Raw genomic sequence first — 25,416 nt, forward strand, 5'->3', positions numbered from 1 at the left:
TTAATACTCTTTTTTAATAGTTCTGCTATATAAAAGATAACTAGAGGCTATCCAAATAAATGGGATAATATAAAGTGAATGAAAAAGTAACTTATCTGCTATATATTTGATTAAAATATAATAAATTACAACTGTAACAATTGCATAAGCTGTTGTTCTATTTTTTTCATATCTTGGATTAAAATATCCAAATACTATTACAAAAAATAGTGATATTAGAGGGAAAATTGATGTTAGTATAAAAAATGTGAAATCATCAATATCTTTATTAATTTTAAAATTATTTTTCCAAAAATTATAGCTATTTGTGAACTCCTCATAATTTGAACTAGCTATTGAATCATTTATATACATTTTAGAGTAGTCAATTTGATTTACTTCATCTATATCAATTATAAAAACTTTTCCATCATCTAATCTAAAACTTAAATTTCCATCTTGATTTAAAAGATGTGCCTCTTTACTTATAATAAACTGCTCTTTATCTTTTTCAGTTTTGAAAAGTTTTACATCTTTATATTTCTTATCATCTTTTTCTGAGATATAAATAAGCCAATCTCCAAACTTTTGACCAAATTCACTCTCTTTTATATTAAAATTTGCCTCTTTTTTCTTAAAATCTAAAAATGTTTTTGTCAAATATTTTGTTTTTGGAATAAGCCCCAAAGAGATTACCAAAAGCATAGCTGAGAGCAAAATAGTAATTGGGAAAAAAATCTTTAAAACCCTAACTGGATTTAATCCAAAAGATGTAATAACTGTTAGTTCATACTCACTTGATAGTTTTGAAACACTAATTGCTAAAGAGATAAAAAATGTAATTGGAAGAGTATAAAACAGAATTTGAGGTAATGAATAGCTAAAAAGTGTTAAAAGCTCATAAAAATTCATTGTAATAACTGATGTTAATGATGCAATTCTTACCAAAAAAACTACGCTTGTAATAAAAAATAGTCCCAAAAATATAGGAAAAAATGTAATACTTAATTGTGAATGTAAATAGTTATTTAATCTCAAAACAATCCCTTGAAAAATATTGATAAATTTAAAAAATACTCAAGTAAAAATGCTACTGCAAGAGGTGGAATAAATGGTATTTCACCATCTTTAAACCTTTTTACTCTATAAATATATAAAACTATTGCTAAAAGTGCAGATAAAAAAACTAAAAAAACAACCTCTTCTAAACCAACTATTATTGCAAAAGATGCAATAAGTGGTATATCTCCCTCACCTAAAGCTGTTTTTGTTTTTAAACTCTCATCTTTTAAAAATCTTGATTTAATATTTTGTATATAAAAAGTAACGACAAAATTTAATAAAACAAATGCTCCAGAGATAAAAAATGCATTTTTTAAAGAGTCGATAAAACTATACTCACTTATAAAAAATGATAAAAATAGAGCAACTAATAAAAGGTAATCAGGAACTGCTTTATACTTAAAATCATAAATTACTAAAACCAAAAGATTTAGAAAAAATAGTGCTATTAAAACTGTTTGCATATTTTATAAACCTCCAAATCTTCTTTGTCTTTTATTAAACTCAATAATAATATCTTCAAGCTCATCAACACTAAAATCAGGCCAAAGTGTGTTTGTAAAAAACATCTCAGAATAAGCATTTTGCCATAATAAATAGTTTGAAAGTCTAATCTCTCCACTTGTTCGTATAAGCAAATCAACATCTCCAAATCCTGCTGTATCAAGACAAGATTCAAAGTTTTTTTCATTTATTTCAAGATTTTTCTCATTTAATTTTTTTATAGCTCTAATTATCTCATCTTTTGAACCATAATTTAAAGCTAATACTTGAGTAAGTCCAGAGTTTTTTGATGTTTTTTCTTCAATATCTTTTATACTTTTTTGTAAACTCTTTGAAAATCTACTTAAATCTCCTATTGCTTTAAATCTTATATTGTTTTTCATCAAAGTTTCATACTCATTTTTTAAAAACTTTTCCAAAAGCTTCATTAAATACTCAACTTCAAGTTTTGGTCTATTCCAATTCTCTGTTGAAAACGCATATAAAGTAAGGTATTTAACACCTATTTTTGCACAATACTCTGTAATCTCTCTTACAGTTTTTGCTCCAGCTTCATGACCAGCTGTTCTTTTAAGACCTCTTTGTTTTGCCCATCTTCCATTTCCATCCATAATTATTGCAAGATGAGATGGGGGATTTGAACTACTCATTTGTAAACTCTTTTTCAAATCTATTTAAAATTTCTAAAGAGATATTTAGTTTATTTCCATAAAAATCAAAACTTTTATCTTTTAATAAAAGCTCTATTTTATTTGTATCACTTCCAAAAACATTAGACTCATCTAAAATATTTAGGCAAACTGCATCAAGATTTTTATTTTTTAGCATATTTTGTGCATTTGATTTTGCCTCTTTTTTATCCATCTCTGCTTTAAAACCAATAGAAAAAATATCTTTTTTATCTAAATTTGCCAATATATCAATATTTTTACTAAGCTCTAAACTCCAAGTTTCTCCAAGTTTCTCTTTTTTTAATTTCCCATCAAATTTTTCTTTTGGAATATAATCACTAACTGCTGCTACCATAAATAAAAAACTCTTTTTATCTAATTTTTTATCTAAAGCTAATTTCAAATTTTCAAACATCTCTTGCGAACTATATGAAACTCTCAAATCTATCTCATAAGGTATATTTTCAAAACCTCTACTTGAGACTAAAGTGACATCTGCACCCAAATAATAAAGCGCTGTTGCTAAATTTGATGCCATTTTCCCACTTGAAAAATTTGAGATATATCTTACATCATCAATTTTTTCTAAAGTTCCACCACCACTTAAAACAGCTCTTCTATTTTCCCAATATGAAGTTTTTAAAAGTTCTTTGCAAGTTTTATGAAAAATATCTATTGGCTCAAGCATTGCACCATTTCCAACATCTTTACAAGCTAACTCTTTTGTTTGAGTTTGTAAAACTTCAAATCCTAAATTTTTTAAGTTATTAATACTTTGAATAGTAATAGGATTTTCAATCATATTTGTGTTTGCAGCAGGTGCAATAATAATTTTCTTTTTACAAGCAAGCACTGTTTGAAGTAACAAATTATCAGCAATACCACAAGATATCTTATTTATAGTATTTGCAGTTGCTGGAGCAATTAGTAAAATATCAGCCCATTTTGTTATATCTATGTGATTATAGTTTTGGCTTTTATCCCAGCTTTCACTACTCTCATCTAAAACTCTGTTTTGTGAAATTGCTTCAAATGTTATTGGATTTATAAACTTTTTTGCACCATCGCTTAAAATTACTTTTACATTTGCACCAGCTTTTATAAAAAGTCTTATTAACTCTAAACTTTTATATATTGCAATTGAGCCAGTTACTGCTAAAAGTATATTTTTATCTTTTAAAATCACGATTTCTTCTTAGATGAAAAATGTTTATAAAAATAACCATCAATAGTTTTTGCTTTTGCTCGTGTCAAATACAATTCACCTTTTTTTACATTTCCAGTAACTGTTGAACCAGCTGCTATTAATACATCATCTTCAATATTTACAGGTGCAACAAATTGTGTATCACTTCCAACAAAAACATTTTTTCCAATAGTTGTTTGATGTTTATTTACCCCATCATAATTACAAGTTATTGTTCCACAACCAATATTTGTGCCTTCATCTATAAGACAATCTCCAAGATATGATAGATGACCTGCTTTTACACCATTTAATTTAGCTTTTTTTGTCTCTACAAAATTTCCAATATGTGTTTTATTCAGTTCACTATCTGGTCGTATTCGTGCCATTGGTCCAACATCACTATCTTTTACAATTGAGTCTTCAACTACACTATTTGTTTTTATATGTGAGTTTATAATTTTTGAGTTTCCAAGCAGACTTACACCATTTTCAATAATACTTTCACCTTCAATAGTAACTCCCTCTTCTATATAAATAGTATCAGGCAATCGAAGAATTACTCCAGCTTTTAAAAACTCTTTTTTAATTCTATTTTGATGAATTACTTCAGCATCGGAGAGTTCTACTTTTGAATTTACACCTTTAAAATTTTCTTCATTTACAATCAAAGGTTTTAACACTTTTCCTTGATTGATTGCAATTTCAACTAAATCTGTTATGTAGTACTCTTTTTGTGCATTATTGTTATTTAGTTTTGGTAAATTTTCAAGTAAAAACTTTGTTTCAAACTGATAAATTCCAGCATTTGCTGTTGTGATTTTTAGCTCTTCAATAGTTGCATCTTTTTGCTCAACTATTTTTTTGACATCTCCATTTTCAATTATTACTCTTCCATAACCATCTGCACTATCTAATTCTAAAACAGACATTACAATTGTTGCATTTGGAATATCAAATTTTTCTAACTCACTTGCTTGAATAAGTGGCATATCACCATTTAAAACTAAAGTTTTTTCATATTTTGGAACGATTCCCATAACTGCCCCTCCAGTTCCAGGGTAGTTTTTATGGTCTTGAATTACAAAATTTATATTTGAAAAATATTTTTCAATTTCAGTTTTAACTTTTTCAAACTGATGATATAAAACAACCGTTATATCATCACTCAATTTTAAAGCCTCTTTTATAGAGTAGTAAAGCATTGGTTTTCCAGAAATTTTATGTAAAACTTTTGGTGTATCTGATTTCATTCTAGTACCTTGCCCAGCTGCAAGTATTATTATTGATCTATTCAAATTTATTCCTTTTTATAAAGCTTCGTTTATCTCTTTTCTAAAATTCATTACAAGCTCACTTAATGCATTTCGCATATTATCATCACTTACATTTGTAGCTTCTAGATATCTATCTAAAACTCTCTCTTTGCTTTTAAAAAATTGTGCAATTTTTTTATTCTTTTGATGTTTATTATAAAGTAAAGCACCAGATGAAATAAGAGTAATTACAAGTCTAATATGACCTAAAATTGCAGCATAATTTAAAATATTAAATCCACTATTATCAGTTTCATTTAAATTAGCCCCTGCTGAAATTAGCCATCTTGCAATCTCATAATTCCCTTTCCATTGAGTGTGATGAAGAGCAGTTCTTCCGTGATTATCTTTTATATCAAGATTTGCTTTTTTTATCATAAGTTTTTCAACAACCTGAAGATTATCAGCAATTACAGCTTTATGAATTACAGTTCTTCCATCTTTATCTTGAATATCAAGACTTACTTTATATTTTAAAAATAGTTGAAGATTTTTTAAAAACTCTGCTTGCTCTTTTGGATTAAGAAGCTTTAATCCCTCTTCTACCATATACGCTATTGGTGTAATTCCATTCTCATCAACACAATTTACATCTACTCCATACTCTACAAGAGTATTAATAATAGGTTCACAACTATATTTTACTAACTCATATAAAATATTTCGTCCATTGGCTTTTTTTAGATTTACATTAACTCCTTGAGCCAATATTTTTTTAATATAAAAATCAAAATCGCCATTCTCTTGAACATACTTTTCAAGCTGTTTTTCAGGAGTTTTTTGCCCAGTTGAAGCTAGATACAACTCAATTAAATTTTCTAAAATAGATTTCCCATAATTATCTACTTGATTTACATTTGCACCATTTACTAAAAGAAAATCAACAACTCTTCTACTTGAAAAACCTTTTAAAATCTCTTGATGTAAAATACTTCTTCCATCTTCATCTAAGACTTCAATATCAGCTTTATTTCTTATTAAAATCTCTGCAAAAGCAAAATTTTTCTTCTCTAACTCTTTTTGTAAAGTTGTTTTACCATCTTTTCCAATAGAGTTTACACTTGAAGAAAAACCTAAAACCTGCTCTGCTAAAGAGATATAGTTATCATTTTGATTGATTGCTAAATATTTTTTATCTGTAATATCTTTATCATGTTTTTGTAAAGTTGTAATATAAAAAATCTCATCAACAATAGACATTCCTCTATTATCAACAACACCTAAATCAATTCTTCTATCAATTAAATGATTTAGTAAAATTTTATTTCTATGACCTAAAAGAACAGCATTATAAAGTACATTTTGTCCATTTTTATCAATAGCATTTATATTAATACCTTTTGCCATTAAAACCAAAGATATTCGCAAATTTTCTTGCAAAACAGAATAAAAAAGTGCATTTTGACCATTATTATCAACTACATTTATATCTTTTATCTTTTTTACAACATCTTCAACAAGTTCCAGATTTTTACTTAAAACTGCATCAAATAGAACTGTTTTTCCACTATTATCAACCGAATCAAAATCTGGATTAAAATCTTGCAAAAAAGAGTATGCTTTTAGATTTGCAACTCTTACAAGTTCTTGTAAAACAGTTCTTCCTTTACTATTTTTACTATTTATATCATAACCATTTTGTAATAAAAATTTTGCTGCTTCAAAATCATATTTTTCACAAGCATTACTTAGTACTGTTGCCCCTGTGTTATCCTCTTTGTACAAATCTACCCCTAGTTTTATTAAAAGTTTAATTGAATTGAATTTTTTCTTAAAAGCAAGTTGAAAAAGTATAGTTTTACCTCTATCATCAATAGCATTTATATCTACACCTTTATTTATATAACTTTTTACTTTGTTTTCATTTACACTATCTGACAATAGTTCTTTAAGTAAAGATTCACTATCTGCTTTGAAGTAGCTTAACACTATAAAATTCCTTATTCAAATCCATTTTTATATAAGCTTATATTTTAACCTAATTTCGATTAAAACTTTTTCTATATCTTTTTTTATCACTAAATTCTCTTTTATCCTCTTGCTTTTTTGTGCTAGCTCTATTTTTAATATTTCTATTTTTAAAAGGTGGTTTTTCAACATCTCTATCATCTATTAAAACACCTTTTAAAGATTTTTCAATAAATGCATTAAATGAGTTTCTTAAAATATAGGCTTTTTCATGATCTGGAAAAATTTCTGGCAACTTATACGAAAGCCAAAGATATAAAGATATTTTTTTTACCTCATCTTCAACCAAAAGCAAATCTTTTTGTGTAATTGCCTTTTTTGGCAAGGTAATTGATGGTTTATAGTGATTTGGTCGTTTTTTTATAACACTTGCAATATATGAATTAAATGCTTGAACTATAATAGTTGATTTTGTAGTAATTGGAGCTTGAGCTAAAAGATATTTCTCTTCTAAACTCAAACCATCTTTGCTATCAACAATTCTTGAAGTTTCAAGCATACTAGATAGATTTGCAGCTTCAAAAGGACCAGCAAATTTCATATTTAAAGCAAAAAAGTTTAAAACTTTTGCTAAGGATTTTGTCTTTAAATGCATAGATAAATTTTCTAGCTGAGAGTTGTTTATCTTTACTTTAAATGGTGGTTTTATAGTTTTTATTGGTGCTTCAAACTCATCTTTGATATACTCTAAAACATCTCTTCGTGTAGCTCCTAAATATCCTGCTTCAAAAAGTCCAAATCTTCCAGCGCGACCTGCTATTTGAACTATCTCATTTACACTTATTTTTCTTTTTGAAATACCATCAAATTTTGTATCAGTTGTAAAAAGTATTGTTTTAATTGGAAGATTTAACCCCATACTTATAGCATCTGTTGCAATTAAAATCTGAGTTTGCCCATCTCTAAATCTTCTGGCCTCATCACGGCGTACTTCAGGTGATAAATTTCCATAAATTACAGATACGGAATATTTTTTTTGCAGTTTTTGTTTTAGTTTTAAAACCTCGGCTCTTGAAAATGCTATTAAAGCAGTTCCATTTTCAAGTTTATCAAGTGGTGTCCATTTTGGTAAAACTCTTAATTCATTTTTTCTTTTATGTCTTATGATATTTAAATCTTCACCCAAATATGAGGCTATTTTTTTAACAGCATCAAGCGCATTTACACTTCCTGTCATAATAACTTTTTTTGCAGGAACTCCAATAATAGCATTTACCCAAGCCCAACCTCTATCAATATCTTCAAGCATTTGAACTTCATCAATAATGGCAACATCAACTTCAAGGTCAAAATCTATCATCTCAATTGTTGAGCAAATATGAGCTGCTTCTTCATTTAAAATCTGCTCTTCACCTGTGATTAATGAAGCATCAATATTTGACTCTTTTAAATCTTCATACCCTTCAAGTGCCAAAAGCCTCAAAGGTGCAAGATATAATCCACTATTTGCCTCTTTTAATTTTTTCATAGCATTATATGTTTTTCCACTATTTGTTGGTCCTACATAAAACTCTAATTCTCTTTTTATAGTTCTTGCTAGTGGATAAAGTGATTTTAAATCACAATTTAATAAATCTTTTAGTTGTTCTTGCCAGTTATTTTCCATATCTCTTCTTTTTTAAAATTCTTAAATTATATCTACTTTTACCAATATTTTCTTATAATATTCCTTTTAAACAAAAGGATAAAACTTTATGACTTGTAAATATTTTGGGCTTTGTGCCTCTTGTACACTCTATAATAAAACTTATGAAGAGCAACTAAACTATAAAATAGCTAGAGAAAAAGATAGATTTTCATCTTTGATTGATTTTTCAAAAATAGCTTTAGATATTATAAAAAGCAAAGATTCAAACTTTAGAAATAGAGCAGAATTTAGAGTTTGGTGGGAAAAAGATGAAAATGAGCAAAAAGATATTTTAACTTACGCTATGAATGATTTTAATAAAGAGATTCTTAAAATTGACTCATGTGAGATTGTAAGCGAAGATATAAAAAATCTTATGCCAAAACTCTTAACTGAGCTTGAAAAATCTATGATTTTATCTTTTAGGCTTTTTGCTATTGAGTTTTTAGTTAGTTCAACTTCTGATATGCTTGTAACTTTGATTTATCACAAAAAACTTGAAGATGAGTGGATAAATCTTGCACGTGAAATTGAGCAAAAATTAAATATAAAAATAATTGGAAGAAGCAGAAAACAAAAAATAGTTTTAAGTAGCGATTTTATAAATGAGAGTTTAAATATAAATGGTCAAGAGTTCAAATTTGCCTATGAAGAGAATGGTTTTACTCAACCAAATACTTCTGTAAATATAAAAATGATTGAGTGGGTTTTAAACAATACAAAAGATTCAAATAAAGATTTATGTGAGCTTTATTGTGGTGGTGGAAATTTTACAATTCCACTATCTAAAAAATTCAGTAAAGTATTAGCAACAGAGATTTCAAAAACATCTATAAAATCAGCTTTAAGAAATTGTGCTTTAAATAATATTGAAAATATAAATTTTATAAGAATGAGCTCTGAAGAGTTCGTTGAGGCTTTAAATGAAGTTCGAGCTTTTAATAGATTAAAAAATATAGATTTAAAATCTTATGATTTTGATACTATTTTTATGGATCCACCAAGAAGTGGACTTGATGATACCACAAGAGCTTTAGCAAAAAACTTTACTAATATAATATATATCTCTTGCAACCCACAAACTCTTCACAGAGACTTAGAAGAGCTTTTAAAAACTCACAAAGTATTAAGATTTGCCCTATTTGACCAGTTTGCATATAGTGAACATATTGAGTCTGGAGTTATTTTAAAAAAATTAAAATAGCATTTACAGATTTAATCTAATTTTAAGAAAAGTTATATAATAATTCTTTTATCAATTTAGGGTTGGATTCAATCCGAAGAGTTTAAAAGCTCTATGCTTGAACCTTTTTTATAAAAAGAGACAAGAAGGTTTTAGGTTGTAATATTTTAAAAAATATTGCAAATTGTTTAAAAATCTAAAAGGATTTATTATGAGAATTAATACAAACGTATCTTCACTTACAGCTCAAGAAGCTTCAACAAACACAAATAAATATATTTCTAACTCTTTAGAAAAACTTTCTTCTGGTTTAAAAATAAATAAAGCTTCTGATGATGCTTCTGGTCTTGCTATTGCTGATAAATTAAGAACTCAAGTTACATCTATTAATCAAGGTGTTGCAAATGGTAATTCTGCTGTTGCTTTACTTCAAATTGCTGATAAATCTATGGCTGAGCAATCAACTATTCTTGATACTATTAAAGCAAAACTAATTCAAGCAAATACTGATACAACTTCAACTGCTGGTAGAGTTGCTATTGCGAAAGACGTTACAAAACTTCTTGACCAATTAAATAATATTGCAAAACAAACTAACTATAATGGTACAGCTTTATTACAAGCAGCACCTGATTCAAGTACTGCTGGTATTGCAAAATCTGAAGGATTAAAATTCCAAATTGGTGAAAGTACTTCTGATATTATTGAAACTAAAACTATCCAAGCTAACGTTACAGGACTAGAGCTTACTACTCTTAAAACTGCTGCTTCTACTGGAGCAAATGCTACTCTTGGTGCTGATGGTAAATATACTGGTACAGTATTTACAAAAGCGAATGCAAGTGCTGGTCAAGCTGCAATAGATAAAGCTATTACTCAATTAAATGGATATAGAGGAGATATAGGTTCTACTCAAAACCAAGTTGAATCAGCTATTAGAAACTTGATGACTCAATCAACAAATATTAAAGCAGCCGAGTCTGTAATTAGAGACGTTGATTATGCACAAGAGTCTGCAAACTTTAATAAGTTGAATATCATTTCTCAAGCTGGATCTTATGCAATAAGTCAAGCTAATGCTACTCAACAAAATGTTCTAAGACTACTTCAATAGTTAATTAGTCTTAAGTTCTCTTTTATTAAAAAGTGGGGATTTTTCTCCACTTTTTTCAATTTTAATTTTAATTTAAACTAATTTTATGAATTAGTTTGCAATAATTGTGTCATTAAGTTTTATTTACACCAAAATAAACCAAAACTAAGGACATATTTATGAAAATTAATACGAATGTTTCATCTTTAACAGCTCAAGAAGCAGCAACAAATACTAATAATAGTATTAAAAACTCTTTAGAGAAACTTTCTACTGGATTAAAAATCAATAAAGCTAGTGATGATGCTTCTGGTCTTGCTATTGCTGATAAATTAAGAACTCAGGTTACTTCTATAAATCAAGGTATCGCAAACGGTAACTCTGCTGTTGCTTTACTTCAAATTGCTGATAAATCTATGGCTGAGCAATCAACTATTCTTGATACTATTAAAGCAAAACTAATTCAAGCAAATACTTCAACTACATCAACTGCTGGTAGAGTTGCTATTGCAAAAGATGTTAACAAACTATTAGATCAGTTAAATAACATTGCAAACCAAACTAACTATAATGGAACTGCTCTTTTACAAGCTGGTATGGGAACAGCAGCAGCTTCAAAAAATGCAACTGAAGGTTTAAGTTTCCAAATTGGAGAGAGTACAAGCGATATGATTAGTACAAATACTATTCAATCAAATATTACTGGATTGAGTCTTGATACTCTAAAATCTAATGTATCTGCAGGTGCACTATACAATGCAACTCCTGGTTTCACACAAGTTGCTGGTGCTGTTGCATTTACAAGAGAAATGGCATCTGGTGGACAAAGATTAATTGATAATGCTATTACTCAATTAAATGGATATAGAGGAGATATAGGTTCTACTCAAAACCAAGTTGAATCAGCTATTAGAAACTTAATGACTCAAGCAACAAATATTAAAAATGCAGAATCTGTTTTAAGAGATGTTGATTATGCACAAGAGTCTGCAAACTTTAATAAGCTAAATATCATTTCTCAAGCTGGTTCATACGCTATTAGTCAATCTAACGCTGTTTCACAAAACGTTCTTAGACTACTTCAGTAGTCTAAGATTAGTAAAATTTAATGTGTAGTTTATATTTCATATACTATTAGTTTATTTTTTAAAAAGATTTGAAACTTTTTTTGTTTCAAGTCTTTATTAATCTTTCTATACATAAAATATAGTCATTTATTAGATTCTCAATTTGTGAAGAGAAGATACTTTTTATTTTATTAACCTTTTTATACTCTTGATTTATCTTTATATCATTAAAATGGTAGTTTAAATAAGGTACTACAATTTCATAATAATTTAGAAGAACTTTGTATAGAGGTAAAATCTTTTGTTTTTCAATATTTTGAATAAGAGATATTAACTCTGTATTTAACTCATCATAATTAGAAAAATCTTTCTCTTTTATAAGGTTTAAGTGATTAATTGTAATATTATTTATAAATTCAATATTCTTACTTTGTTCTTCTTTTTCTAAATTATTTAAAAAGATTTGAGAAAAATTATTTAAAATATTTTTAAAATTTAGTGATTTTTTATCTATATTTTTTAAATTATTTATCTCAATTTCATCTATGTTTAAAGGAATTGTACCTTCAAAAAAAGCTCCATTTTGAGATAAATTATAAATGCTTACATCTTTTTCTTTTTTTACTATTTTTTTCTCAACTTCTTTGATAGAACCATAGTAAAACTCAATAGTTTTAACTTCTTTTTTCATATTTCCTTTAACTTTAACAATACTTTTATCACTTAATTTTTCATCAACTCTTTCTTTATTAATATCTATTTTTGAAACTCCAGATGCTGCTTCACTTGAGTGTGTTTCACCTGTTTTTTGGTTTAAAGCTAAGTCAAGTCCAACTAAATATATATTTTTTGCATTTAATTGCAAAATTATATCTATAGTAAGCTCGCCAATACTAAAACCATCAAAACAGTAATTATCTGTAAAAAATGCTTCATAAGTTTCAAAAATAAAAAGATTTTTATCTTTTAAAGCCTCCAAAGTTTTAGATGTTGTAAAAGATGATGCCAAAAAAGATGTATTTGAATCTATTTTTTCCATAATCTCATCTGGAAACTGTCTTCTTTTTAACCATTTTTGTTCATCAACAGTAGTTACCAAATCTACTTTAACTCCTGCATATAAAAGCTTTTTATAAACTGATCCTATAGTTACTATAAAGAATTTATCTTGATTTTGTTTTATCCACTCTAAATTATCATCTAAAGATGGTCCAGCTGCAATATATAAGATTGGAATATCTTTTAAACTTTCTAAATTTTCTTTAATTTTATTAAAAAGTACAAATTTATATCCATCTTCTATGGCTTTTGTAGTTTTATTTACATAAGTATATAAATATCTTGTAAAATCATAACTTGATGCCTTTCTTAAAAATGTATGTGAAAGTAATAAATCATAAAATTTTTTTGAATTTGATCCTAAAGTTGAAAACTTTAAAAGATAGTTTTCTAGATGTCCCACATTTAGAAATTTATCAATCTTGCTCTCAATTTGTTTTGTCTCTTCCATAATTGAAAAAATAACACCGCTATTTTTTGCAAGAATTGTATAATCTACTGTAAACAAGGATAACCTAAAGATCTCCAAACTCTCTTCAAGAACTAAATATATTTCAGCATCAATTTTTTGTGCAATTTTTGGTATATGTCTTCCTAAAAAAACACCCAAAAAAGCAAATTTACTAATGCTTTTGTATCTTTTATTTTGATATGTATCTAAATAATCATTTAAAGCACTAGAATACTCTTTCATCATATTTTGAATTAAAGAACTATATTCACCTTTAAATTGATAATTTATATCAATCGTAGGAGAGTCTTTATATTTAAAATAACCCTCTGCATTGAATATAGCCTTTTTACCATCTACTTGTAGCTCTCTAACTAAGGAATCATTTGTTTTTTTTGGGTTTTTACCATACAAATAACTATTTGTGACCTTATCAAAAGCATCAAAATCTCCATTCTCCATAACAAATTCCAACTCGTATCTCTCTTGATATTCACCTGTTTCTATCATTCTTGATAGATTTTCAACTCTTTGATATAGTTCATTGTCATACTCATTTAAAAATACCATATTTGCTAAAAAAGTTGTTGTAAGTGCATTTTGTAGTTGGATTTGAGCTTGCGTCATATTTTACCTTTTAGAATTTGAATTATTTAATAAGTTTATATATTTTTTATAAAAGCCATATTATAGCTTATAAATATAAATTAAATTTTATATACAATATATACAAATATTGCTAAAATCTTGCACAAAAATTTGAAAGAAAAAAATGGATAAACAAAAACAACTAGAAGAGTTACAAAAAACTTTAAGCCAAATATATCTTAAAAATATAGAATTTTTCAAAAAAAATCATTTAAATATTTATGAAAAAATAGTTTTTTTCGAGAAACAAAATATCCAAAATTACTCTTTAGAGTTTATAAATGATGAATTTAAACTATTAGATTTAAAAACAAAACAAAATTTATATAAAAAAGAGCCTTTTAGTGACTCTTTAAATAGAGTAAATAACTTTTCACTTTCAAATGCTTTTACTCTTATAAAAATGGAGCAATTGATCAAAAAAAATCATTATGAAGGTGAGATAAATAGTTATATATATTTAAATGAATATATAAAAAAGTTTGAAAATATTGAGATAAAAATCAATAAATTTATATTTATAGGGACTTTACTTGGAGTTCATTTAAATGATTTTCACAATAGTTTAAATGCTAAAAGTTATTTAATAATTGAGCCAAATATTGAAATTTTTAGATTATCTTTGTTTTTGTGTGACTATGAATCTTTAAGTAAAAATTCAAAACTATTTTTTGCTATAAGTGAAGATAGTTTTAATTTAGAAAATATCACCAAAAAGTTTTTAGAAGATAGATATGAATTAAATCATCTAATTCATTTTGAATTATCAAATCAAAACAACTCATATTTAATAGAAGAGTTACAAAATATTTTTATTCATAGTTCTCAAATGCGTTATCCTTTTAGTGATTTTATAATAAGTCTCAAAAGAGGATATAACTACTTTTTTGAAGAGAAAAAAAGTATTATAAATCTATCACAAAATCAAAACTTATTTAAAAATAAAAAAATTCTTTTTTTAGGAGCTGGAGTATCTTTGGCAAAAAATCTAGAGTGGATTTATCTAAATCAAGATAAATTTATAATAGTAGCTTCAAGTGCTGTTTTAAAACACCTTAGAATTTTGGAGATCATTCCAGATATTATTTTAGCTATTGATGGTCAAAAAGAAACAATGCTTGAGCAGTTTAATACAGATTCTAAAATGTATAAAGACTCTATAATTTTAGCTTCAATCAAACTTGATTGCGAACTATTTTTAAAACTAAAAGATACAAAAATCTTTTTTATGCAAAATGCTTTGGAGCTATTTTCAAACTATGGTTTTTTAAGTGGTGTTACTGTTGGAGATATTGGTATTGATATAATTGCAAAACTTGGAGCTAAAGAGATTTATCTTTTAGGAGTTGATGCAAGTGTTGATAGTAAAAATGGCAAAACTCATGTAGGAACTCATAAATCAAGTAGAAAATTAAATCTAAATGCAAAAAATAGTGGAGATTTTAGAACTGATATAATCTATGTAAAAGGAAATTTTGAAGAGAAAGTGCCTACTTTTAGAGAGTATTTAGAGATGATAGAGAGTGCTGAAGATATAATATTTAAACACTTTGAGTTTTCAAAGGTTTATAATTTAGGAAGTGGTGCATATTTTAAAGGTGCTACCCCTTTAAAAATAGAAAAATTAAAAAGTAATTTAGAGCAAATAGATAAAGAAATTTTTAAAACAGAAATGCTAGAAAATCTTAAAAAAATATCTAAACAAACATTAGAAGAAATTGATATAAAAGATATTCAAAAAGAGAAAAAAATACTTAAAAAACTAAATAGTAGAAAAATAGAAAAATTTCATCAAGAGTTTAAAATAGTTTTTGAAAAATATCCAAACTCTATGATTTGTAATATTTTTGATAGATTTTTTAAGCTTATATTGCCTTATAATCTTATTTTAAATAGCAATGAAGCAAATGAGATTTTAGAAAAACAAATTTTTGAAGTTTTGAGTAGTTTTAATAGTATATTTGATAAAATCGATGCAAAATTAAAAGGTAAAAAATGATTAGTCCTATCCAAACTGGTAAAACTTATGGTGTTCTTCATACTGAGAGCTTCTTCTCATTTTTGGGTTTTGCAAAAAAAGTAGGAAGTGATGAAACGCAAAAAGTAGATGTTTTTTTAGATGACAATCTAATTGATACTATAGAAGCAAATGAGTTTATACAAAAAATCGATGATATGTATGATGTTGAAAGCAAAGCTTTCACATATAATCTACCAACACAATATATAGGTAAAAAAGCTATTATATCTTTTAAAAATCATCATTCTGGGGAAGAACTTCTAAACTCTCCATATACTTTGATTGATAAAAATCATGAAAAATTTAATGAAGCTAAATTTTTACATAGTCTATCTGAACCTTTAAGCGAAGAGTTAAGAAATATGTATAAACCAAATTGTGTAGGATTTTTGGCTACAAAAGAGAATTTGGAAGATGAGGAGTTTGTAGAATATATAAATAAAATAATAAAAGATTTTCCAGAGTATGATTTTAAGGCTTTATATTTTGATAAGAATTCAATAAAGGAGATAAAAGAGAAGTTTCAACATAGCAATTTAAATTTAATAGAACTAAAAAGTGCAAAAGATATTTTTGAAAACTTGGAAGTGTATTTAAGCAATTATGAAAAAACATTTAAAGATAGATTTGAAATGCCTATTATGAATCTTTTAAGATATAAATCTAACGATATAGCATTATTACCTTTGGGTCTTAATAGAGATAAATATCTTACTTTAAGAGAGTTTGAAAATCAAAATAAAGCATATTTCCAAAAACTACTAAATAATCTTGAATATTTAGGTTTCAATAAAGATGATATAGATAAATATGGAAATAGTTTTAATGCAATAAGTTTTAAATCATATAGTGAAAAATATAATATAAATATAAATTTTAATTTAGATGAATCTTCTAGAATAGCTTATATTTATTATAATTTAAAATTAGGTTATAAAAATCATATTTATTTTAAAGAAATTATAAATAGAGTAAAAAAATCCATAGAAGAACAAAAATGAGTGAACATAAAATACTACATGTGATGATTCTTGATAAATTTTTAGCTTCCTACATAGAATTTATAGATAAAAATTTTGGAAGAGAGAATCATCACTATGTATTTATCACGAGTGAAAAATATGAATATGGATTAACTCCTGAACACAAAGTAGAATTTTTGCATACAGATGATGATATATTTATAACTCTTTTAAAATATATGAAAATGGCAAAAAAAATTATACTTCATGGACTTTGGAGAGACAAAGTTGATATATTGCTCTATTTCAATCAAGAATTACTTAAAAAATGCTATTGGGTTATGTGGGGTGGGGATTTTTATTTTCCTGAAACTAAAAGTAACATTAGAAAAGAGATTATAAAAAATATGGGGTATTGTATTACATCAAATAATCAAGAATTTTTATACCTCAAAAATTGTTATGATACATCCGCAAAATCTTATGAATTTATATTTTATCCAATTAATTTATGTTTTACAAAACCTGAAACTACAACTAAGAATGTTGATAACAAAGTAATCCTTGTAGGAAATTCAGCTACAGAAACAAATAGGCACTTAGAAATATTTTATATTTTAAAAAATTATTCTAATATTAGCATAGTAGTTCCTCTTTCATATGGTAATAGCAATTATAAAACACAAATTATTGCGGAAGGTCAGAAAATTTTTGGAAATAGATTCAAACCAATTTTAGATTTAATGACATATGATGATTATATTGATTTACTTAAAACTATAGATATAGCAATTTTTAACAACAATAGGCAACAAGCTGGTGGAAATATTTTAACTTTATTAGGACTTGGTAAAACTATCTATTTATCTGATGAAAACTTATTAAGTAAATTTTGTTTTGATAAAGGTTTAAAATTTAATAATATAAAATCTATTTATGATAATTTAAACGAAATATCTACAAAAGATAAAATTAAAAACTACATGATTATCAAAGAGTATTGTTCAGAACATAAATCATATCTGGAATGGAAAAAAATTTTTGAATGAAATTATAAATGTAACAAAAACCTATCTACCGAATAAAGAAAAATATTTAAAATATATCGATGTGATATATGAAAATGGTTGGATTACAAACAATGGTCCATTAGTTCAAAAACTAGAAAAAAAATTAGCAAAATATCTTGGAGTTAAAAATATTGTATTAGTTGCAAATGGTACAGTTGCTTTGGAAATAGCGTATAGAACATTAGAATTAAAAGGTTTCGCTATAACTACTCCTTTTAGTTTTGTAGCTACTACAAGTTCACTTGTTACAAATCAACTTTTACCTATTTTTGCTGATATAAACCCAAATAGCTTAAATATTGATCCAAGAAAAATAGAAAAGCAAATTACTAAAAATACATCTGCTATAGTTGCTACTCATGTATTTGGAAATCCTTGCAATGTAGAGGATATAAAAAAGATTGCAAAAAAATACAACCTAAAAGTAGTTTATGATGCAGCTCACGCTTTTGATGTAAAATATAAAAATACAAGTGTATTAAACTATGGAGATATTTCAACTCTTAGTTTCCATGCTACAAAACTTTTTCACACTATTGAAGGTGGAGCTTTGATCATAAATGATGATGAGCTTGTGCAAAAAGCTAGATATCTTATTAACTTTGGAATTAAAAATCAAGAAGAGATCCCTCACTTGGGAACAAATGCAAAAATGAATGAATTTGAAGCTGCGATGGGGCTTTGTATTCTTGATGATATAGAAAAGATAAAAGAAAAACGAAAAGTTATTTTGGAAAAGTATAGAAAAGAATTAAAAGATTTAGTTCAATTTCAAAAGCAAAATGCAAATGCAATAGAAAACTACAGTTACTTTCCTGTAGTTTTTAAAAATGAAGAGCAACTTTTAAAAGTACAAAAAGCTTTAAGCAAAAAAAATATATTCCCTAGAAGATATTTTTATCCTTCACTTGATACACTTGATTATATAGAACCAAAACAAGAGTGCAAAATATCAAGAGATATAAGCAAAAGGATACTTTGTTTGCCTATTTATGCAGAACTTGAACAAAACATCCAAGATACTATTATTGAAATAATAAAGGATAATTTATAATGACATTAGCAATAATGCAACCATATCTTTTCCCATATATTGGCTATTGGCAACTTATAAATGCTGTGGACACTTTTGTAATATATGATGATGTAAATTTTATAAAACAAGGTTATATAAATAGAAATTCTATATTGTCAAATGGAAAATCGCAACAATTTACATTAGAATTAATAGGGGCAAGCTCGAATAAACTTATAAAAGAAATAGAGATTGGAAATAATGCAAATAAAATTTTAAAAACTATTAAACAATCTTATATAAAAGCTCCTCTTTTTGAAAATGTAATAATTTTATTAGAAGAAATATTAACTAACAAAGAAAAAAATTTAGCAAAGTATATTGGTTATTCTTTAGAAAAAATATCTCAGTATTTAGAAATAAATACTAATTTTGTGTACTCGAATAATATAAAAAAAGATATTAATTTAAAGGCTCAAGATAAGATTATAGATATTTGTAAAAATCTAAATGCTAGAAAATATATAAATACTATAGGTGGACAAGAACTATATAATAAAGAAATATTTAAAGAAAATGGAATTGAATTGAATTTTTTAAAAACAGAATTAGTTGAATATAAACAGTTTAAAAATGATTTTATACCGTATCTGTCAATTATTGATATTTTAATGTTTAATAAAAAGAGTGATATTAGAATTATCCTAGATAGATATGAATTAATATAAAATGGAGTTGTAATGTTTAAAAAATTTTATTTAAAATTACTTAGAACTCTTATGAAAAAATTTTATAAATCTCATTTACTCAAAAAAATATATGGATTTCTTATAAAAGAAAATTTATACTTTGATGATTTTGCATTAAAAAATGGAGTTATAGAAGTTATGGCAATTTATAAAGACAATCTACCTATAAAAACTTCTAAAGAATTTGTCAAAACAAGATTTGATAATATAAGTAACCATTATGAATTAGCAGTAAAGAAAGCAAACTATCAATCTGGTGAAATGAGATTTCTTTTAGAAAAAATTTCTGAAAATATTAAAAGTAGGAAAAATTCTCTAACTATCCTAGATTTAGGTTGTGGGACAGGATTAATTGGTGAAGCATTAAATATAAATAAAGATACCGATTTATTAATAGGAGTTGATTTATCATTAAAAATGCTAGAAATATGTAAAAGTAAAAATATTTATAATGAGTTAATACTTAACGATATAGAAAAATATTTATCGTCTGAAAAAAGACAATTTGATATTATTTATGCTTGTTCTGTTATACAATTTTTTGATGAAACCTCTTTAACTTCTCTCTTTGAGAAAATTAAACCTAGATTAAATATTAATGGTAGATTTTATTTTACATTTGATATTGGAATAAAAGAATCATGTAAAATTAATTCAAAACTATTTTGTGAACACTCGATTGAATTCATAGAAAAATTATGTAGCAAATATTTTACTCATTTTACTATAAATAAATTAGATTTTGGTAGAGTTGAACAAGGGAAAACAGTTGATTGTGGAATTGTAACAATAAAAAAACTTAAAAAGGAACTTTTAAGATGAAAAATTTAGAAAAAGAAAAAAAGTTTTTAAACAAGGTATATTCAACATATACAGTAGACCATTCATTACAAACTCAAACTATGAGAGAATTAATAATTAAAACATTTGCTCCTTTTTTAAATGGTGGATTAGCAATGGAACTTGGTTGTTCTGATGGATATATGACAGAAATGTTAAGTAATCTTGTTGAAGAATTAGATGTTATAGATGGTTCTGATTTATTCTTATCTAAAGCAAAAGCAAGAGCAAAAGAAAATAACTTATTAAATATTAATTTTAACCTATCACTTTTTGAAGAATTTAAAACAGATAAAAAATATGATTATGTAATTGCTAGCTATATTCTAGAACATGTATTAGATCCTATTGAAGTTATGAAAATGGCTAATCGTGTATTGAAAGATGATGGTTTATTACTAATAGTAGTGCCAAATGCAAATGCACTTTCAAGACAATTAGCAATACACATGGGATTTTATACAAGCTTAAAAGAATTAACACAGAATGATTTAAATCATGGACACAGAAGAGTTTATGATAGAGTTGATTTAAATAGAGATATTGAAAAAGCGGGTTTCGTAAATATTTCTCAAGGAGGAATAATGTTAAAGATTCTTGCAGATTTTCAAATGGATAAATTAATAGAAACTGAGATTTTAAAAAAAGAACAAATTGATGGATTATACAAGCTTGGTTTAGAATATCCAGATCTTTGTGGTTCACTATTCTCAATTTGTAGGAAAGTATAATGAAAATAGCTTTATTATACGGTTCAACTCATGGAACTACAAAAAAAATTGTTAAAAAATTATCTGATTATATCTCTTTTGAATATGATATTTTTAATGTAAAGGATATATCTATAAGTACATTTTTATTAGATTACGAATTACTTTTTTTTATATGCCCAACTTATGGAGATGAAGAACTACAAGAAGATATGGAAGAGTTCTTAAAATATTTTAAATTTGATTTAACATCTAAAAAATATGTAATATGTGAAACTGGAAATTATTATGGCTATGATAACTTTGAATTCGGTGCAAAAAAAATAATAGATTGGCATCTTAAAAATCTTGGAGCAACTGAGTATTATAAAGGATTTTCTTTAGATACTCTACCAAGAATTGATTGGCAATCTTTTAAAAAATGGCTTGATAAACTTAATTTTAGGATTATAAATGCTTGACATTGATATTGTAAAACAGATAAAAAAATTAGTTGGGTCTGATTTTTATTATAAAATAGAAAATGACAAATGTATAGAAATTTCTTTAAACAACCCTAATTATATTTATCAAGGTTTAATAAGAAATCACACATATAGAGATAAACAAAATATTATATCATTGATAAGTAAATTAAAAAATCTAAAAAAATTAGATTTAAGAAGAAATAAGTTAAATAATTTTCCAACTTCAATGGGAAATCTTACAAATCTTACTTTTTTAGATATTGGATCAAACTATTTAAAAGAAATCCCAGACTTTATTGGTAATTTTAAAAAATTAGAATATTTAAACATATCAGTAAATGAATTAACTAAATGCCCAAATCTATTTTATAAAATACCCAATATAAGAAGATTATCTCTTCATAAAAATAAATTCCATAACTTAAATGATTCTATTCAAACACTTGAAAAATTAGAATCTTTAAATTTATATGGATTATTCTTAAAAGAGTTTCCAAATTACATTTACAATTTAAGTAATTTAAATAATTTAGTTCTTTCTGCTGTTCAAAATATTTCTCAGGATATCTCAAAACTTCAAAAACTTGAATATTTTACAAATAATATTGCAGTTAAACTAACTATGCTTCCAGACTCTTTTTGTGAGCTTAAAAATCTTAAAATGATTAGGTTATACCAAAATTCATTATCTTCATTGCCAACTAATTTTGGTAATTTAGAAAATCTTGAACAATTATCTCTTTATCAAAATAAACTAAAAGTTTTACCTAAATCTTTCTCAAAATTAAAAAAATTAAAAAAATTAAATCTCTCTTGGAATAATTTTGAAGAATTTCCAAAAGAGATATTAGAGTTAAAAAGTCTTGATTGGTTTGGATACTTTAATAATAATTCTAAAATTCCAGATTTAAGCTATATTCCTGAAGTAGTTATTGATAGAGTTCATGAAAAAAATATATAAATAAGGAGTATCATATTGGTTATTAATAAATCATTTGGAATGTCTAAATCAAAAGAATTTTTACAACAAAACTTATTTGAAGAAGGGCTAAAATATTTTGGAATTAAAGATAAAAATATTGCTATAGAACAAGCAAATAGTTGGTATGACGACAAAAATTCTTGGCAAACAAAAAGATGGATACAAGCAGAAATTTTTGGTGATCATAAAGGTAAAATATTAGATATGGCATGTGGCTCTGGAGTCTTTGTATTTAGTGGTTTACATAAAGGATATGATGTTTATGGAATAGAACCAGAAGGTTGGATGCACCAATATATAGAGATGAAAATAGAAGAGTTATCTTATCCAAAAGAGTGGAAACAAAGATTTATTAAAGCAGTAGGAGAAAATCTTCCTTTTGAAAATGAAACTTTTGATTATATAGAGTCTGCTCAAACTTTAGAGCATACAAATGACTATAAAAAATGTTTAGATGAGTTAATTAGAGTTCTAAAAGTTGGTGGCAAAATAAGAATTTTTGCACCTGATTATGAAGGTTTTTATGAGCCTCACTATAGAATACCATTTTTACCAAAAATGAATAGAACATTGGCAAAAATATATTTAAAAATTCTAGGAAAACCAATAATTGGATTAAATACAATCACATATATTACAGCTAAAGATATTATTAATTATTTATCAAAAAAATTTGTAAATATAGAGATAATTGATTTATATAAAGTTCACAGAAAAAGAAAAATTGATTATATTAACTCTAAATTTAAAATTGGAAAATATCTATCAAATTTAATAGTTGGATTAATTTGGTATAACTTTTATATAACAAAAGGTTTAAAACCTATAGATTTAGTTATAAAAAAGGTTGAAAATGGAATTTAATTATGTAGCGAATATTGTTGATAAGGTTCCTTATATAAGCAAAACAAATGCTAATTATATATATGACTTTATTATAGAAAATAAAATACAAAATATCTTAGAACTTGGTATAGCACATGGAACTGCAACTTGTTACATGGCCGCGGCACTAAACAAACTAGGTGCTGGCAAAATAACTGCTGTTGATTTACAAAGTGTTGCTAAAGATTTCAAACCATCATGTGAAGAACAATTAAAGAAATGTAATTTAGAACGATATGTTGAAGTACATAGAATGAAAACAGGGTATAACTGGTTTTTACATAATAAAATTAAAGAGAATAGTATTAATAACAAATGTGAAGAAGAGTATGATTTATGCATTATTGATGGACCTAAAAACTGGATAATAGATAGTTCTGCATTCTTTTTAGTTGACAAATTATTAAAATTATATAATCAAATAGAAAAATTAAAGAACAATGGCAATAAATTCTTAATTTATGGATATGGTTCAATGGCAAAAATAATAGAATCTTTAATGCCTAAACAAATAACTGGTTTTATAGATTTAAATTATGATAAATTAAACAATGAAAAAGTATTCTCAATAGAGAATGGTTTAAAAAAAGATTTTGATTTTATTTTAATAAGTATTTTAGGAAGAGAAGAAGAAGTTATAGATAGTTTAATTAATGAATATTCTATTCAAAAAGATAAAATAATAAAATTAATATAAAGTTTTATATAAAGAGAGTATTCAAATGAAAATATCAATCGCAGGAACAGGTTATGTAGGCTTATCAAATGGATTACTCTTAGCTCAACATAATGTTGTAGTTGCTCTTGATATAATACCTTCTAAAGTAGAGATGATTAATAATAAAATATCTCCTATTGAAGATAAGGAGATAGAAGAGTATTTAAAAAAAGAGAATATAAATTTTAAAGCTACTTTAGATAAGAATGAAGCTTATAAGGATGCTGATTTTATAATTATTGCTACTCCTACTGATTATGATGCAGAAACTAACAGCTTCAACACAAAAAGTGTTGAAGCTGTTATAAAAGATGTGCTAGAGATAAATCCAAATGCAACTATGATTATAAAAAGTACAGTTCCAGTTGGATATACAAAAAGCATAAAAGAGAGATTTAATACAAATAATATAATCTTCTCTCCAGAGTTTTTAAGAGAAGGAAAAGCTTTATATGATAATTTATACCCTAGTAGAATAATTGTAGGTGAACAAAGTAAAAGAGCAGAACTTTTTGCTTCACTACTAGAACAAGGTGCTATAAAAAAAGATATTCCAATTTTATTTACAAATTCAACTGAAGCAGAAGCTATTAAACTATTTTCAAATACTTACCTTGCTATGAGGGTTGCATACTTTAATGAACTTGATAGCTATGCCCAAATACACAATCTTGATACTAAGCAGATAATTGATGGTGTAGGACTAGATCCTAGAATTGGAACTCACTATAATAATCCAAGCTTTGGATATGGAGGTTACTGCTTACCTAAAGATACAAAACAATTACTAGCAAATTATAAAGAAGTACCAAGTAATTTAATAGAAGCTATTGTAAAATCTAACTCTACAAGAAAAGATTTTATAGCAGATAGTATTATAAAAAAAGATCCAAAAATAGTAGGTATTTATAAACTTGTAATGAAAACAGGCTCAGATAATTTTAGAAGCTCTGCAATACAAGGTATAATGAAAAGAATAAAAGCAAAAGGTATTGAAGTAGTAATATATGAACCAGTGCTAGAAGAGGAGACTTTTTTTAATTCAAAAGTAATAAAAGATTTAGATGAGTTTAAAAAAGTATCAGATGTAATAGTAGCAAATAGATTAAACCAAAACCTTAAAGATGTAGAAAATAAAGTTTACACTAGAGATATTTTTGGGAATGACGACTAAAAAGGAATAT

The 25,416-nt window shown here is 25.8% G+C and carries 23 protein-coding genes; 15 read left to right on the forward strand and 8 right to left on the reverse strand.

The features are described 5' to 3' along the window. From ASKIR_RS09385 to ASKIR_RS09415, 7 genes are read right to left on the reverse strand one after another with little or no spacing between them, the layout of a single operon-like run. Entirely contained in the window at positions 1-1,017 is a 1,017-nt protein-coding gene (locus ASKIR_RS09385; protein ID WP_066351572.1) for an LptF/LptG family permease, read from the reverse strand. Further along, complete coding sequence (locus tag ASKIR_RS09390) at positions 1,014-1,505, reverse strand: prepilin peptidase (RefSeq protein ID WP_066351575.1); 492 nt, start codon at positions 1,503-1,505, stop codon at positions 1,014-1,016. Before ASKIR_RS09390 ends, ASKIR_RS09385 begins: the two co-directional genes overlap by 4 nt. A gap of 3 nt (positions 1,506-1,508) precedes the next feature. Further along, a complete protein-coding gene (locus tag ASKIR_RS09395) occupies positions 1,509-2,195 on the reverse strand; it encodes a di-trans,poly-cis-decaprenylcistransferase (RefSeq protein WP_115588105.1) in 687 nt (228 codons plus the stop codon). Next, positions 2,188-3,402: a bifunctional phosphopantothenoylcysteine decarboxylase/phosphopantothenate--cysteine ligase CoaBC gene (gene coaBC / locus ASKIR_RS09400; protein WP_115588104.1), complete on the reverse strand. Its 1,215-nt coding sequence runs from the start codon at positions 3,400-3,402 to the stop codon at positions 2,188-2,190. Before coaBC ends, ASKIR_RS09395 begins: the two co-directional genes overlap by 8 nt. Next, entirely contained in the window at positions 3,399-4,700 is a 1,302-nt protein-coding gene (glmU, locus tag ASKIR_RS09405) for a bifunctional UDP-N-acetylglucosamine diphosphorylase/glucosamine-1-phosphate N-acetyltransferase GlmU (protein ID WP_115588103.1), read from the reverse strand. Before glmU ends, coaBC begins: the two co-directional genes overlap by 4 nt. A gap of 12 nt (positions 4,701-4,712) precedes the next feature. After that, positions 4,713-6,647 (reverse strand): ankyrin repeat domain-containing protein, encoded by a 1,935-nt coding sequence (locus ASKIR_RS09410; RefSeq protein WP_115588102.1) that lies wholly within the window; start codon positions 6,645-6,647, stop codon positions 4,713-4,715. A 49-nt stretch (positions 6,648-6,696) separates the two neighbouring features. Further along, a complete protein-coding gene (locus ASKIR_RS09415) occupies positions 6,697-8,292 on the reverse strand; it encodes a helicase-related protein (RefSeq protein WP_066162068.1) in 1,596 nt (531 codons plus the stop codon). A gap of 88 nt (positions 8,293-8,380) precedes the next feature. Between ASKIR_RS09415 and trmA the strand changes: the two genes are divergently transcribed. From trmA to ASKIR_RS09430, 3 genes are all read left to right on the forward strand, one after another. Further along, positions 8,381-9,517 carry a tRNA (uridine(54)-C5)-methyltransferase TrmA gene (gene trmA, locus ASKIR_RS09420; RefSeq protein WP_066351599.1) on the forward strand — a complete coding sequence of 379 codons (1,137 nt, stop codon included), beginning with the start codon at positions 8,381-8,383 and terminating at the stop codon, positions 9,515-9,517. A gap of 190 nt (positions 9,518-9,707) precedes the next feature. Further along, positions 9,708-10,610, forward strand: a complete 903-nt coding sequence (locus ASKIR_RS09425) for a flagellin N-terminal helical domain-containing protein (protein WP_115588101.1) — start codon at positions 9,708-9,710, stop codon at positions 10,608-10,610. A gap of 158 nt (positions 10,611-10,768) precedes the next feature. Beyond that, positions 10,769-11,677, forward strand: coding sequence for a flagellin N-terminal helical domain-containing protein (locus ASKIR_RS09430; RefSeq protein ID WP_115588100.1), 909 nt, complete (start codon positions 10,769-10,771; stop codon positions 11,675-11,677). 85 nt (positions 11,678-11,762) lie between these two features. Here ASKIR_RS09430 and ASKIR_RS09435 read toward each other — a convergent pair whose 3' ends face one another. Further along, entirely contained in the window at positions 11,763-13,793 is a 2,031-nt protein-coding gene (locus ASKIR_RS09435) for a 6-hydroxymethylpterin diphosphokinase MptE-like protein (RefSeq protein ID WP_115588099.1), read from the reverse strand. Between the two features lie 145 nt (positions 13,794-13,938). Between ASKIR_RS09435 and ASKIR_RS09440 the strand changes: the two genes are divergently transcribed. The 12 genes from ASKIR_RS09440 to ASKIR_RS09495 are packed head-to-tail and all read left to right on the forward strand — an operon-like array spanning position 13,939 to position 25,406. Next, entirely contained in the window at positions 13,939-15,813 is a 1,875-nt protein-coding gene (locus tag ASKIR_RS09440; protein ID WP_115588098.1) for a 6-hydroxymethylpterin diphosphokinase MptE-like protein, read from the forward strand. Beyond that, positions 15,810-16,835, forward strand: a complete 1,026-nt coding sequence (locus tag ASKIR_RS09445; protein WP_115588097.1) for a hypothetical protein — start codon at positions 15,810-15,812, stop codon at positions 16,833-16,835. Before ASKIR_RS09440 ends, ASKIR_RS09445 begins: the two co-directional genes overlap by 4 nt. Then, a complete protein-coding gene (locus tag ASKIR_RS09450; RefSeq protein WP_115588096.1) occupies positions 16,832-17,845 on the forward strand; it encodes a TDP-N-acetylfucosamine:lipid II N-acetylfucosaminyltransferase family protein in 1,014 nt (337 codons plus the stop codon). Before ASKIR_RS09445 ends, ASKIR_RS09450 begins: the two co-directional genes overlap by 4 nt. Continuing rightward, entirely contained in the window at positions 17,838-18,920 is a 1,083-nt protein-coding gene (locus ASKIR_RS09455; RefSeq protein ID WP_228254658.1) for a DegT/DnrJ/EryC1/StrS family aminotransferase, read from the forward strand. Before ASKIR_RS09450 ends, ASKIR_RS09455 begins: the two co-directional genes overlap by 8 nt. After that, complete coding sequence (locus tag ASKIR_RS09460) at positions 18,920-19,609, forward strand: WbqC family protein (RefSeq protein WP_115588095.1); 690 nt, start codon at positions 18,920-18,922, stop codon at positions 19,607-19,609. The genes ASKIR_RS09455 and ASKIR_RS09460 overlap by 1 nt, the downstream gene beginning before the upstream one ends. Positions 19,610-19,621: 12 nt before the next feature. Continuing rightward, entirely contained in the window at positions 19,622-20,452 is an 831-nt protein-coding gene (locus ASKIR_RS09465; RefSeq protein ID WP_115588094.1) for a class I SAM-dependent DNA methyltransferase, read from the forward strand. Next, the gene (locus tag ASKIR_RS09470; RefSeq protein WP_115588093.1) at positions 20,449-21,201 is read left to right on the forward strand and encodes a class I SAM-dependent methyltransferase; all 753 of its coding nucleotides are present in this window, start codon (positions 20,449-20,451) and stop codon (positions 21,199-21,201) included. The genes ASKIR_RS09465 and ASKIR_RS09470 overlap by 4 nt, the downstream gene beginning before the upstream one ends. Further along, entirely contained in the window at positions 21,201-21,641 is a 441-nt protein-coding gene (locus ASKIR_RS09475; protein WP_115588092.1) for a flavodoxin family protein, read from the forward strand. Before ASKIR_RS09470 ends, ASKIR_RS09475 begins: the two co-directional genes overlap by 1 nt. Further along, entirely contained in the window at positions 21,634-22,608 is a 975-nt protein-coding gene (locus ASKIR_RS09480; protein ID WP_115588091.1) for a leucine-rich repeat domain-containing protein, read from the forward strand. The genes ASKIR_RS09475 and ASKIR_RS09480 overlap by 8 nt, the downstream gene beginning before the upstream one ends. A 15-nt stretch (positions 22,609-22,623) precedes the next feature. Continuing rightward, the gene (locus ASKIR_RS09485; RefSeq protein ID WP_115588090.1) at positions 22,624-23,493 is read left to right on the forward strand and encodes a class I SAM-dependent methyltransferase; all 870 of its coding nucleotides are present in this window, start codon (positions 22,624-22,626) and stop codon (positions 23,491-23,493) included. Further along, complete coding sequence (locus ASKIR_RS09490) at positions 23,483-24,211, forward strand: class I SAM-dependent methyltransferase (protein ID WP_115588089.1); 729 nt, start codon at positions 23,483-23,485, stop codon at positions 24,209-24,211. Before ASKIR_RS09485 ends, ASKIR_RS09490 begins: the two co-directional genes overlap by 11 nt. 25 nt (positions 24,212-24,236) lie before the next feature. After that, entirely contained in the window at positions 24,237-25,406 is a 1,170-nt protein-coding gene (locus ASKIR_RS09495) for a nucleotide sugar dehydrogenase (protein ID WP_115588088.1), read from the forward strand. The last annotated feature ends 10 nt before the right edge of the window (positions 25,407-25,416 follow it).

It is taken from the genome of Aliarcobacter skirrowii CCUG 10374 (genome assembly GCF_003544835.1).
In the GTDB taxonomy this organism is placed as follows: Bacteria; Campylobacterota; Campylobacteria; order Campylobacterales; family Arcobacteraceae; genus Aliarcobacter; species Aliarcobacter skirrowii.